General features: G+C 43.0%; 10 protein-coding genes. All 10 read right to left on the bottom strand.

The genetic code is table 11. The annotated features are described in order from the left end of the window. Nucleotide 1: 1 nt before the first annotated feature. Nucleotides 2-1,144, bottom strand: coding sequence for an FtsW/RodA/SpoVE family cell cycle protein (locus HMPREF9625_RS06940; RefSeq protein ID WP_009533992.1), 1,143 nt, complete (start codon nt 1,142-1,144; stop codon nt 2-4). A 74-nt stretch (nt 1,145-1,218) separates the two neighbouring features. Next, entirely contained in the window at nt 1,219-2,583 is a 1,365-nt protein-coding gene (gene murD, locus HMPREF9625_RS06935; RefSeq protein ID WP_009533991.1) for a UDP-N-acetylmuramoyl-L-alanine--D-glutamate ligase, read from the bottom strand. A 177-nt stretch (nt 2,584-2,760) separates the two neighbouring features. Further along, nucleotides 2,761-3,729, bottom strand: coding sequence for a phospho-N-acetylmuramoyl-pentapeptide-transferase (gene mraY, locus HMPREF9625_RS06930; RefSeq protein ID WP_009533990.1), 969 nt, complete (start codon nt 3,727-3,729; stop codon nt 2,761-2,763). A 15-nt stretch (nt 3,730-3,744) separates the two neighbouring features. Continuing rightward, on the bottom strand, nt 3,745-6,003 hold the full coding sequence (locus HMPREF9625_RS06925) for a peptidoglycan D,D-transpeptidase FtsI family protein (RefSeq protein WP_009533989.1): 2,259 nt from the start codon (nt 6,001-6,003) through the stop codon (nt 3,745-3,747). Beyond that, the gene (locus tag HMPREF9625_RS06920; RefSeq protein WP_009533988.1) at nt 5,981-6,547 is read right to left on the bottom strand and encodes an FtsB family cell division protein; all 567 of its coding nucleotides are present in this window, start codon (nt 6,545-6,547) and stop codon (nt 5,981-5,983) included. The genes HMPREF9625_RS06925 and HMPREF9625_RS06920 overlap by 23 nt, the downstream gene beginning before the upstream one ends. 153 nt (nt 6,548-6,700) lie before the next feature. Continuing rightward, entirely contained in the window at nt 6,701-7,639 is a 939-nt protein-coding gene (rsmH, locus tag HMPREF9625_RS06915) for a 16S rRNA (cytosine(1402)-N(4))-methyltransferase RsmH (protein ID WP_009533987.1), read from the bottom strand. Then, nucleotides 7,639-8,064 carry a division/cell wall cluster transcriptional repressor MraZ gene (gene mraZ / locus HMPREF9625_RS06910; RefSeq protein WP_009533986.1) on the bottom strand — a complete coding sequence of 142 codons (426 nt, stop codon included), beginning with the start codon at nt 8,062-8,064 and terminating at the stop codon, nt 7,639-7,641. The genes rsmH and mraZ overlap by 1 nt, the downstream gene beginning before the upstream one ends. Nucleotides 8,065-8,567: 503 nt before the next feature. Next, complete coding sequence (ychF, locus tag HMPREF9625_RS06905) at nt 8,568-9,662, bottom strand: redox-regulated ATPase YchF (RefSeq protein ID WP_009533984.1); 1,095 nt, start codon at nt 9,660-9,662, stop codon at nt 8,568-8,570. 304 nt (nt 9,663-9,966) lie between these two features. Beyond that, nucleotides 9,967-11,604, bottom strand: a complete 1,638-nt coding sequence (locus HMPREF9625_RS06900; RefSeq protein ID WP_009533983.1) for a transglutaminase domain-containing protein — start codon at nt 11,602-11,604, stop codon at nt 9,967-9,969. A gap of 274 nt (nt 11,605-11,878) precedes the next feature. Beyond that, entirely contained in the window at nt 11,879-12,334 is a 456-nt protein-coding gene (gene tnpA, locus HMPREF9625_RS06895; RefSeq protein WP_007156859.1) for an IS200/IS605 family transposase, read from the bottom strand. Nucleotides 12,335-12,735 lie beyond the last annotated feature (401 nt).

Raw genomic sequence — 12,735 nt, 5'->3', positions numbered from 1 at the left:
CCTACTCTCCTTTTTCCACATCCAAGGTGGTCTGCCAAGACACATTCAGACAAAGCCCGAGCTCTGCAAGAAGAATCAAAAGAGAGGTTCCGCCATAGCTTACGAAAGGAAGCGTGATTCCGGTATTCGGAATGGAATTGCTCGCTACCGCAATATTCAAAATGGCCTGCAAGGCAATGTGCGCCATAACGCCGATAACAAGAAAGGATCCGAAAAGATCCTTTGCATTTTTGGCAATTTCATATAAGCGGGATAAAATCAGAGCATAGACCAGCATCAATCCTACAGCGCCAACGAGTCCAAGCTCTTCGCAAATAATGGTAAAAATCATATCATTCTGGGCCTCCGGCATCAGGAATTTCTGTATGCTTTCGCCAAGTCCTTTCCCGAAAATTCCTCCGGACGCAATAGCATAAAGTCCCTGTCTTGTCTGATAGGTATCATCCGGAAAAGAAGCCGGATCTCTCCATGCAAGGATTCTGGTAATCTGGTATTCATGCAGTATTTTTACTTTTTGTAAAAAAAGGGCAAGCGGATAGGCACCGATGTACCCCAATACGGTAGCAAATAATAAGGCTAAATGGTAGCGATAACTCTTCACCGCAACAAATAGCATAAAAATCGCAATACTGACAATAATGATTCCGGTGGAAAGGTTGGTCAGTGCCACTACAGCTGCAGGGATCAAAGCATACAAAGCACATCGAAACATGGCTTTCAAAGAATTAATGCGATAGCCTTTATCCGTAAGCAAAGTAGCAAGCATAATAATCACAGCCGGCTTCATAAGCTCCGACGGCTGAAACTGTACCCCCATGATTCTAATCCAACGACTGGACCCATGGGATGCCACTCCCATAACAAAGGTAGCAATAAGAGCGCCCCATGCCGCAACATAGATTAAAATATTCAACTTGGAAAGCCAGTGGTAATCAAAAAAACGGGAAAGAAACAGCATGATAAGGAACCCCGCCAAAGCAAATATTCCCTGTCTTGTAAGATAATACATATCGCCAAGATCACTCTTTGCCGCCATGTATCCCGATGCGGAGTACAACATCAGTAAGCCAAAGAGAGTAATGGAAAAAACCATCACCACCAAGGAAAAATCATAAAAATGCTTCAGCTTTTTCTTTTTTGACACTTTCCTGCCCTTTCCTTTTCCTACCCGTTTACTACGTCTTTTTAATGACTTCACATCCTATCGCAGCTTACCGATCACAGACTCTTTACACAGTCTTTAAAAACTCTTCCGCGTTCCTCATAATCCTTGAACATCCCCCAAGAGGCACAGGCCGGACTCAGCAGTACATAGTCTCCCGGATCAGCATAGGCAGCACAGTCTTTTACCGCCTCATCCATATCTTCCGCAAACATAAGGTTATGGAAACCGTGCTTCTTTGCGCAGGCTGCAATCTGATTTCTGGTTTCTCCGATCAGTACAAGGTATTTTACTCTACCCTTGAATTCTTTAACCCAAGCGTCAAAATCGACATGCTTATCATAACCTCCGCCTATCAAAAGCACCGGACCCGGCATAGCACGAAGAGCTTGAATTGCCGCATCCACATTGGTCCCCTTGGAATCATTATAATAGCGCACACCGGAACGCTCTCGCACAAACTCAATACGGTGTTCCACCGGCTTAAATTTCTTGCAGACCTTTATGATTTTATCCATTGGAACACCCATTTTCAAGGCTACAGCCATAGAACACATAATATTTTCATAATTATGCTTACCCAAAAGCTGTACATCCTTGGTTTTAAAGAGCTTCTCTTCTTTGTCTTTGGACTTATAAATAAACTCGTCATCACGTAAGAAAAAACCCTCTTTCGGCTCTTCTTCCGAAGAAAACCAGAGTACCTTCGGTTTTAAATTTCGTTTTTTTCCGAACTTTCTAAGCTCCGGATCCATATAGTTTAAGACGATGCTGTCCTCTTCCGTCTGGTTAATGGATATGGATTCCTTTACCGCAATGTAGTTTTTCATTGTCTTGTGACGATCCAAATGATCCGGTGTAATATTGGTGATTGCCGAAACATGAGGACGAAAATCCACAATGGATTCCAGCTGGAAGGAACTGACTTCACAAACCGTAGCAGACTGCTCTTCCGTATCCAAGGCTTCCGCCGTAAAAGGATTTCCGATATTTCCAACAACATGAGTATCCGCATATTGGCTCTTTAATATTTCTCCGATAAGGCTGACTGTTGTTGTCTTACCATTCGTTCCCGTCACAGCGCAAAGTTTTCCCTTAAGGGACTGGTATGCCAACTCTATCTCTCCGATTACCGGTATCTTCGCAGCATTGAGCAATAGAACATAAGGTTCATCTAAAGGGATTCCGGGACTGATTACCGCAGCATCGATTTTTAAGAGATCTCTTTCAAACAGTTTTCCTTTTAAAATCTTGCTTATTTTCATTTCTTCTTTTTTCTTAAATTGTGCCAGAATTTTTTTCTCATCCAACTTCGGGTTTGCGTCAAAAAATATGACTTCCCCTCCCATGGCAAGAATCTGCTTTGCCGATGCTATTCCACTTCTGCCTGTCCCCAATACCAAAACTTTCCGCCTGTTCATCCTAAAATCCCTCTGTTCCTTATATCCTTATGTTAATGTTCTTTATATCCCTATGTTCATGTTTCTTCTTTATATTTGCGCTTTTCTGTTTGCACTTTTCTGTTTGCACTTTTTTCGCATTTATATTTGCGCCTTTTTATTTGCACCTTTTTTGCTTTTTTGCGCCTTTTTGCAGTACTATGTCATTTCCAAAGCAAGTCCCGTGATGAAGCATGCCAAAATCGTAATAATCGTAAATATCGTCACTACCTGTGTTTCCGACCAACCCAATAATTCAAAATGATGATGAATGGGTGCCATTTTAAAGATACGCTTTCCGTGAGTCATTTTAAAATAAGTAACCTGCATAATTACCGAAAGCACTTCCATAAAATAGACAAAGGCAAAGAGCGGAATATAGAGTGCGGTTCCTGTTTGGATTGCCATGGCAACCACAAAGCCACCAAGAGCCAAGGATCCCGTATCCCCCATAAATACCTTTGCAGGGTGAGCATTGAAACAAAGAAAGCCAAGCAGTCCGCCCAGTACCGCACCCGGTAATGCACCAAGTTCCGCCCCGCCAAGGATTATCCTGTCCACAAGAAAAAGGAAAAAGACAATCACCGCTGTTACGCTACTGCACAAACCGTCAATTCCGTCTGTAAAATTCGCTCCCGTATCCGTAGCTGTAATAATAAATAGCGATACCGGGAAAAATAATATCCCTAACGACCAGCTTGTTTCTTTTACAAAAGGCAGTAAGAAATCATTTGCCCTTCCACTGTAAAAATACAAAAACGCAATGTACAGAAGGGAAATCACAATCTGCGATACCATTTTCTGTTTCGGGTTAAAGCCCTCGGACTGATGCTTTACCACCTTTAAATAATCATCCACAAATCCAACTATACCGAAACCTAAACCAAGAAGATATGCAGGGAGTAATCCGCTTACCTCTCCTATAAAGGGAAGAATTCCGATACTGATTGCAATCAGGAAAAGAATCCCGCCCATCGTAGGGGTTCCTTGTTTTTTCAGGTGTGTCTGCGGTCCGTCATCTCGCACCTCCTGACCAAATTTCATGCGGTGCAATATATTGATTCCCTTGGGAGAAATCAAAAGCATCACACAAAAGGCAATGCTGAGTGCAATGGTATTACTTAGCATAATATTCTCTCCCCCTTAATTTCCATTTTCCGACTCATCTTCTTCTCTGTCATCATTATTTATTGCTTTACTTTCCGTTGCAACGCTCTCCGGAAGTTCTCCCGGAACACTATCTTCATTGTCCTGCTTTTCATCGCTTTCCAAACTTGCCTGTTCCGTGCTTTCTGCCGCACTTTCCGAAGCGCCTTCCACGATTCCGCTTTCATCCAAGGTTCGAATTCCTTCTTGCAAATCCTTATTTAAGGATGCCTCGGGATCCGTCTCTCCTTGTGCAGGAATATTCAAGAATTGCAGTGCATCATTCATGATTTTTTGCTCTATCTTCGTTGCAAAGGAAGCACTCGCCTGTTCTTCTCCGTCAAGATTCGGTGTATCCACAATGACATAAACCAAGATTTCCGGATCTTCCACCGGAGCAAAGCCGCAGAAGGAAACCAGATAATTTTTCTCATAACGCGGAAGCTTTTGTGCTGTTCCCGTTTTCCCGCCGACATGATAGCCCTTAATCTTTGCAGGTCTTCCTGTCCCCTGCTCTACTGTTTGATAAAGAGCTTCCTTTAAAAAATCGCTGGTTGCCTGAGAGCAGGTAACACGTAAGAGTTCCGGTTCTATCTCTTTCATGACCGTACCATTTGCATTTAAAATCTGCTTTACAACGTGCGGCTTAAAATAAGAACCGCCGTTAATTGCACTGGAAAAGGCCGCTGCCATCTGAATCATACTTACATTGTAGTTTTGCCCGAATGAGTTCGTTGCAAGGGAAGTCTTTCCTAAACTATCCGCCTTATATACCAAAGCAGAAGTATCCGCCTCTCCCGGTAAATCAATTCCCGTCTTCTCTCCAAAGCCGAAGATATGCTGATATTTTACAAAATTTTCCGCCCCCTCTTGAAAGGCGGTATTCATCAGATAGACGTTGCAGGATTGCATAAGAGCATGCTCTGCATCCAACGTTCCGTGCCCGTCTCTTTTGTGACAACGAATGGTCCAGGTCTTTACCCCGTCACTCAAGGTAATGAATCCTTCACAGTTAAATTGCGTACTTTCCTTAATGGCACTTTCTTCCAGTGCCCCGGCAATCGTAAAAGGCTTAACCGTGGATCCGGGCTCATAGGTATCGGAAATCGGCACGTTTCTCCACATCTGATTCCAGGCAACCTGAGTCCCCAAGGAAAGAATATCCTCATTACTGTAATGAGAAGGAATCTCCTCTTCCGTAATACTCTGATTGTTATGCTCTCTCTTATATTCTGCAAGGGCTTCTTTCTTACCAAGTTCCTGAAGCAGAGAATCGGGATATACGTTTTTATCCAGATCTCTCGGGTGATTTAAGTCAAACTGATTGGTACTTGCCATAGCAAGAATTTCCCCGTTTTTCGGGTTCATCACAATTGCCGCTGCCATCTTGGAGCCGATATCATTTTTCTGCCAATCCTGTAAATACTTTTCTACCGTTCTCTGAATATTGAAATTGATCGTTGTGACAATACTGTTTCCGTCCGTTGCTTCCCGAATCACGGACTGCAGTTTAGTGTCGGAATCCAGATAGCCGTACTCTCTTCCGTTTACACCTACAAGAGACTGATTATAGTACTGCTCCACTCCGCCTGTTCCGTCTTCGCTGTCCGCGGAAGAAAAACCGATGATATTGCAGGCCAAATCCTTGTACGGATAGCTCCTTTTATACTTATCCTCAAACCAAATGCCTTTGATTTCGTATTTATTTCCATTTTTTCTGTAAGCGGCATTTTTATCATCCATGAACTTCTGAAATGCTTCCTTTTCTTCAAAACTTAAGCCTTCTTTGAATTTAAGGTAGGCACTCTTCTTATTTCCCGCCAAAGATTTTTGTTGATTTAAAGTATTTTCCACAGTAGAAAGACGCTCATCTCCCGGAAAATACTCCTGCAGGGCATCCAGACTTGCTTTCAGATAGCGGTCATCCGCACGAGAGGTGATCACCTTCGGATCCACTATAATATTGTAGACTTTCTGACTCGTCGCAAGAACGGTTCCGTTTCGGTCAAGAATATCCCCTCTCTTCGCCTGAATTGCTCTTGAGCCGTAACCGGACTGCCTCTGTCCCAAAACGATACGGTTATACTCCTCCCCGTTTTTCTGCACCATCCGAAAAATCACAATGCTTAAAATAGCAAATAGCAGGATTAAAAAAACAAATCCTACCATCAGCTTTTCCTGCATATAAAACGGCATAATCTTAGTCTGCCGTCTTTTTTTCTTCTGCTCCTCATCAGTGCTTTGGGATGTTTTCATATTGCCGTACGTACTCGCTTTCTTGCTTTTTATACTCGATTACCTGATGGTCTCCCGGATAAACCATTCCCAGCTCCTCTGTGGCTATTGTGAAGATTTTTTCCGGATCCAAAGCAGCGCTGATTGCATTTTGTAAAGCATCATTTTTCTGCTTTAATACTTCAATTTCTTTCTTTTTCTGTTCAATGCGGTGCATCCTTGTATTGACCTTGGTCTGTAACTGGATGTAATGAAAGCAAAGTACACCCATGATTCCCATAAAAAGGGCAACGGAAAAGACCAGGAAAAAGTTCGCCGAAGTCTTGTTCTGCAGTCTTTCCTGCTGCAGTTCATGTCCTATCTCTCTTTCACGGAGAATTCTGGCTCTCTCTTCTCTGGTAAACGTTCCGCTCCTCTTCTGACTTGGCTTTCTCACCACAGTCTTCTTCGGAACGGCCGATTGATTTATTCTCTTTACTCCTTTTCTTCTCGGCGCAAGCTCTTCTTTTGTCACAACTGACCCGGCAATATAACCTGCGTGCCTCTTTGCCAGCTTCCTTGCCATACTCTTCCCTCTTATTCCTTCGCTAAAACCACATTTCCTCTATAAAAATGTGACAGCATCCCTTCTTTCACATTTTCGTACTCATATACTCATTTTTACACTCTGTATTACCGAAACCTTGAAGCTCTGAACCTTCAAGGCTTCGACTCCGTTTTATTCTCCTCTTTCAAAAATACGGAGCTTTGCACTTTTTGAACGGGGATTCTCCTCCTGCTCCATCTCGCTTGGCAGGATAGCCTTCCTCGTTATAACTCTTCCTAAGCTTTTTCTTCCGCAGCTGCAAACCGGGAAGTCCTTCGGGCAAATACAGGGATTCTCCGCTGTTCGAAAGCTCTGCTTTACAATTCGATCCTCCAGCGAGTGGAAGGTAATAATGCAAAGCCTTCCTCCGGGCTTTAAGGACTGAATCATGCCCTCCAGAGAATCCTTTAAAACATCCAGTTCTCTGTTTAAAGCAATGCGGATTGCCTGAAAAGTTCGTTTTGCCGGATGTCCTCCGGCCACTCTGATTTTCATAGGAATGGCATGACTTATAATCTCCGCAAGTTCTCCCGTTGTCTCAATCGGTTTTTTCGTTCTTTCCAGCACGATGTGTTTGGCAATATTTTTTGCAAACTTATCTTCTCCATAGTCCCGGATGATGTGATAAAGTTCCGTCTCACTGTAGTCGTTAATCAGGTCCTTAGCCGTAAAATCCTGCCGATTATCCATCCTCATATCGAGTGGAGCATCAAAGCGATAGGAAAAGCCTCTGTCCGCTTCATCGAACTGGTAGCTGGAAACGCCCAAGTCTAAAAGAATCCCATCTACCTCCGGTATGGAAAGAGCAGAAAGGATTGCCTGAAAATGTTCATAGTTGTCACGTACTATCGTGACTTGCTTTTCAAATTGTGCCAGTCTCTTCGTTGCAGCCTCTATCGCATCCTCATCCTGATCAATCCCGATCAAACGTCCTTTTTCGTTCAGCCTTTCCAGTATATGAAAGGAATGTCCACCACCGCCCAGTGTTCCGTCTACATAGACACCGTCCGGCTTTATTGAAAGTCCTTCCATACATTCGTTAAGTAAAATGCTTTTGTGCGAAAATTCCATCAGATTCCCAAGCCTTCCATATCTGTAGCCAATTGCTCATAATCGGAGAAATCATTGTTCTCTTCCCATAAACTCTCTGACCAGATTTCCGCGTGATCTCCCACACCAAGCAAAACCACATCCTTTTCCAAAGAGGCCTTCTCTCTGAGTGTCTGCGGAATCAAAATCCTCCCCTGCTTATCGCACTCACAGGAAATGGCACTTCCCAAAAGAAATCTCTTTAAGGTTCTTGCCTGCTTGCTTGTCATGGGCAATGCCTGCAGTTTCTCTTCCAGTTCTTTCCATTCCGGAACAGCATAAAGAGAAAGGCAACCATCAAGGGAACGGGTAAGGGTAAATTCGTTATATCCATCCTCACGGAATTTAGCAGGAATCATCATCCTGCCCTTAGTATCTAAATTGTGATGATACTCTCCCGTAAACATAATCTACCACTTTCTCCCACTTTTTCCCACTTCTACATTATAATGCATGATTTTTAGGGAAGAGTCAAGACAATATACTAGAATTTATAGACCTAAAAAGTAGTTTTTTTAGTTGCATGAGATAGGGAAAATATACAAATAGTAAAATTTAAGCTATGCTTCCATTTCTTGTATCATTTCGGATATTTTGGCATCAAAAAAGGGGCTGTAAAAAATCAAAATATTTTTCTAAACAATATAGGTCTGAACTTGGGCACGCTCTCGCTAGCTTCGCCACGTAACGGATACTAAGCGAAAAACTGCGTTTCTCTTGTTTTTCGCAAGTACCGACGGGCTCAGACTACCCCACATTCAGACCTATATTGCAAAAATCACTTTATTATTTTGATTTTTTTTACAGCCCCTTCACAGACTGATATCCTTTTAATTCTGATTTAATTGTCCGGTCCTTGATAGAATCCCAATTTTTACCCCACCCGGAAATTTATCTACAAAAGCCAAGTTTATACATTGAAGCGGAACAGGACTACATCGCCGTCCTGCATCACATACTCTTTCCCCTCCATGCGCACAAGCCCCTTTTCTCTTGCCGCGGAAAGCGATCCGTTATCCAGAAGATCTTTGTAGTTTACCACTTCCGCCTTGATAAAACCTCTTTCAAAGTCGGTGTGAATCTTTCCGGCTGCCTGCGGTGCCTTGGTGCCCTTCTTAATCGTCCACGCTCTGGTTTCCTTCTCTCCGGCAGTGAGGTAGGACATTAAACCAAGAAGAGAATAGGAAGCACGCACAATCTTATCGAGGCCCGACTCGGAAAGCCCTAGGGATTCTAGGTACTCTCCCTTTTCCTCATCAGAAAGCTCGGATATCTCCTGCTCAATCTGTGCGGAAATCACAAAGCTTTCGGAATGGTTCTTCTTCGCGTACTCTCTTACCTTTTGTACGTAAAGATTCGATGCACCGTCATCGGCAAGGCTCTCCTCCGCTACATTGCAGGCATAAATCACCGGTTTACGGGTAAGGAGACCGAGGCTATCTAAAAGCTCCGCGTCATCCTCTTCCGCTTCAAAGTTGATTGCCAACTTCCCTTCTTCCAGATGCGTATGAAGTTTTTCCAGAAGAGCGTATTCTTTCTTCGCATCCTTATCGTTGTTCGCAAGCTTCTTTGTCTTCTGCATCCTCCGGTCTAAGACTTCGAGATCGGAGAAAATGAGTTCGAGCTCAATCGTCTCAATATCTCGAATCGGATCTACGGAGCCGTCCACATGGATCACATTGTCATCATCAAAGCAACGAACCACGTGCACGATGGCATCGGTTTCCCGAATATTTCCAAGGAACTGATTGCCTAAGCCCTCTCCCTTGGATGCCCCCTTAACGAGCCCCGCAATATCTACAAACTCAATTACCGCCGGGGTAATCTTCTCGGAATGATAAAGGTCGGAAAGGAGCTGTAGACGCTCATCCGGAACAGCCACCACCCCCACATTCGGGTCAATTGTACAGAAGGGGTAGTTTGCCGACTCCGCACCTGCCTTCGTGATTGCATTAAAAAGAGTGGACTTTCCCACATTCGGTAAACCGACAATTCCAAGCTTCATATCTTCGTATACTCCTTATTTTCTATTGTGTATTTTTTCGAATCTGATCAAAAAAATCAGGAAATCATATTCATAATAAATCCGAGCTATTATAGCATTTTCAAGTTTTCAGCTCAATAGCACAAGATAAGGAACCATACAAAACTTCGCCAGAGTCTCATTTCCACAACACGCTTTGCTGTTTCGTCGATTTTCTTCTTTTTACCCCTCATAGCAGCGGAATCCTTTTCTTAATGGATATCATCTTAGAAAAAAACAAGCACCCATTCATGAGAACAGGTGCTTATACTTAAGCTCTAACCGGCTAGTTGTTTATTCTGTAATAGATTACGTAGATGTATCCGAACTTCTTGGCATTGATTTCTAACTTGTGGTTAGAGTTTGCCTCAACATTCTCATTTTTGATTCTGTTTCGTTCGTTACTATTTCTTTCCTGTGCTTCGAGATCGGTTTTTACACCTTCAGAGGATGTGACTACAACGCTCCAGCCTTCTGCACGCTTTTCGTCGGCAAATGCCGGCGCTTTGGCTTCGTCAACAAGTCGTTGTGCTTCTTCTCGCTTTTCGATTTCTTCCAAGGTTTTACGCTTAGCTTCAGCTTCATCTGCTGCGATTTCATCTAAGGTCTTCCCTGTTAAGACCTTGGAAAGCGCGTTTCTAAGCATTTCCGGGGTAATAGACTTTTTCTTTGTAAACGCAGAAATCGGAGGCTTTGCAAATTCCGGGATATGGTAGCTCTGCGCCGGGTCAGTCATGTATTGTCTGATATAGTCTACAACGCTTGGGTTAATTAGTGAGTCGTGGATTACGTCGAGTGCACCCGTTGCGCCGTCGGAACCGTCGGCTCTTAAGATTGCGTTTGTTGGGTCAACCATGTACCATTCGCCGTCAATTTCTACACCGGCAACAGAATGGTCATAAGCCTTTTCACTTATGTAGACTGCCTTTAAGCCCAAAAGCTCACAAGCTCTTTGATATACGATTACGTAGTGGTGACACTGGCCGGTACCTTCTTTAAGTGTTTTATATACAAAGTCGGTGTATACCCACGGATAACTAAGGACTATGTCGTCAGTAGCTTCATAGTCAATTGTGTTGTGTGTAACAGTAAGTGCAACCATAGCTTTTTCCAGTTCGGACATGTTGCTTGTGTCCCATTTGGAAAGTAGTTCTCTAAGTTTGTTGTTAGACCATTCATCTTTCTTGTTTGCTTCTTGAAGGTTATCGCTAAATCTTAAGTGAAAGGTTCCGTCGAAGGGGTTCCACTTAGAGTTTGTGTTTCCTGTGTCAGAGGAACTATTGGAACCATTGTAGGAACCGCTACCACCAGATGAAGTGCTACCAGATGAGGAACTACCGCCTCCACCGGAGAAGCTACCTCCGCCACCACCGGAAGAACCGCCGCTTGAGCCGCCGGAACTTCCACCTCCGCCGGAGAATCCCGAACCGCCGCCGGAAGATATCGCAGCATTTGCATTATTTACAATTTTACTGCTATCACCAGACCATACACCGGAACTGTCTATATAATAACCATCCACCGTTCCATTCGTAACCATTCCCCCATCACTGCCAAGGTAGTACCACCGGCCATTATAATCAAGCCATTGATTTTCCGCCATTGCGCCGCCTTGGTTAAGATAATACCAACGGCCGGAATGAGGAGACTGAATCCATTCATTATCGCTCATTATGCCGTCTGCCTTAGTGAAATACCACTGTCCGTTATGAATAAACCATTCATTTACAGACATTTTTCCGGCATCATTAATCCAGAACCATGAATGTCCATCGGAGGCTTTAACCCATGTGTTAGCAGTTCTTCTTCCGTTATCATGGTACTCCCAAGTGTTGCCTGTCTGCACCCAATTCCCTGCAAAAGCATTTGTAGATACAAGCACAGTTGCAGCAAACAAAGCAGTTCCGAGTTTTACGTTGTTCATATTTTTCTTCCTACCTCCTACGTTTCTCATCACCATAAAAACGTAGCACAGAACAGCCTTACATACTCCGGAAAGAACGCGCTAAATCACTACCACCCGTCAAACGGGTGGTTTGCTCGGGGCTATAAGCCCCTGCTACTGGCCAGCGTCTAAAGGCGCTGGCTTTCATTTTGGGCTATGGGAAGTTTGCTTTGCACCTTCCCACAGCTCCATTCAAGCCATATTGCGTTTGACTCGTCGCTACCCCATAAAGGGGTATTGGTACTACTGCACTTTAACCCTTAAAAGGGTCTTCATATTCTTTAACACTTAGTTTATCCAAAGCTATATCGTGTTTTTCTTGATCTTGGATATACTTTTTTATTGTGGCTTCATTTAAACCTACTGTACTGACATAATAGCCTTCGGCCCAAAAATGTCTGTTTCCAAATTTGTATTTAAGATTTGCGTGTTTATCAAATATCATTAAGGCACTTTTTCCCTTTAAATAGCCCATAAAAGAAGAAACGCTAATCTTAGGTGGAATACTAACCAGAATGTGTACATGGTCCGGCATTAAATGCCCTTCTATAATCTCCACTCCTTTAAAGGCGCAGAGCTGCTTGATAATATCCCGAATATCTGACTTATATTGATAATATATTATTTTTCGCCTATACTTCGGTGTGAAGACAATATGATATTTACACATCCATTTCGTATGTGCCAATGCATATTCTTTCTTCGCCATAAAATCACCTTCCTTTTCTACAATATAGCTTGAACAACTTTATTGTATTAGGAAAGGTGATTTTTGTATAACAAGTGTTTCCCACCCGCATAGCGGGTGGTTTTTTGTATCAGAGCTAACATTTTTCAAATGTCAGCTCCGATACTGGCTAAAGTCCATTAACAAGATGTCTCAGGCTTCGCCTTAGCCACTTGTTAAGAATAAAACAATACACTAAATAAAACGTCACATTCATTACTCCGTATCTAAGCTTCAACAAAATGTTACCTTCTGTGTTACATGGCAGATGAATCGGTAAAAATCTTAAAATATATATGGTTTTCACCAATATACGCCTGAATTTTATATCGGCATAATATAAGTTTTAATAAATAAATAAGGAGCATAAAATGAAGCTCCCG

It is taken from the genome of Oribacterium parvum ACB1, assembly GCF_000238055.2.
GTDB classification, from domain to species: Bacteria; Bacillota; Clostridia; order Lachnospirales; family Lachnospiraceae; genus Oribacterium; species Oribacterium parvum.
Note: the sequence above shows the minus strand (reverse complement) of the source record. Positions and strands in the feature narration are given on the sequence as shown.

Coding starts and splice junctions, on each gene's coding strand:
- murD (WP_009533991.1), bottom strand. CDS start 2,583: ATGAACAGGCGGAAAGTTTTGGTATTGGGGACAGGCAGAAGTGGAATA.
- mraY (WP_009533990.1), bottom strand. CDS start 3,729: ATGCTAAGTAATACCATTGCACTCAGCATTGCCTTTTGTGTGATGCTT.
- HMPREF9625_RS06925 (WP_009533989.1), bottom strand. CDS start 6,003: ATGAAAACATCCCAAAGCACTGATGAGGAGCAGAAGAAAAAAAGACGG.
- HMPREF9625_RS06920 (WP_009533988.1), bottom strand. CDS start 6,547: ATGGCAAGGAAGCTGGCAAAGAGGCACGCAGGTTATATTGCCGGGTCA.
- rsmH (WP_009533987.1), bottom strand. CDS start 7,639: ATGGAATTTTCGCACAAAAGCATTTTACTTAACGAATGTATGGAAGGA.
- mraZ (WP_009533986.1), bottom strand. CDS start 8,064: ATGTTTACGGGAGAGTATCATCACAATTTAGATACTAAGGGCAGGATG.
- ychF (WP_009533984.1), bottom strand. CDS start 9,662: ATGAAGCTTGGAATTGTCGGTTTACCGAATGTGGGAAAGTCCACTCTT.
- HMPREF9625_RS06900 (WP_009533983.1), bottom strand. CDS start 11,604: ATGAACAACGTAAAACTCGGAACTGCTTTGTTTGCTGCAACTGTGCTT.
- tnpA (WP_007156859.1), bottom strand. CDS start 12,334: ATGGCGAAGAAAGAATATGCATTGGCACATACGAAATGGATGTGTAAA.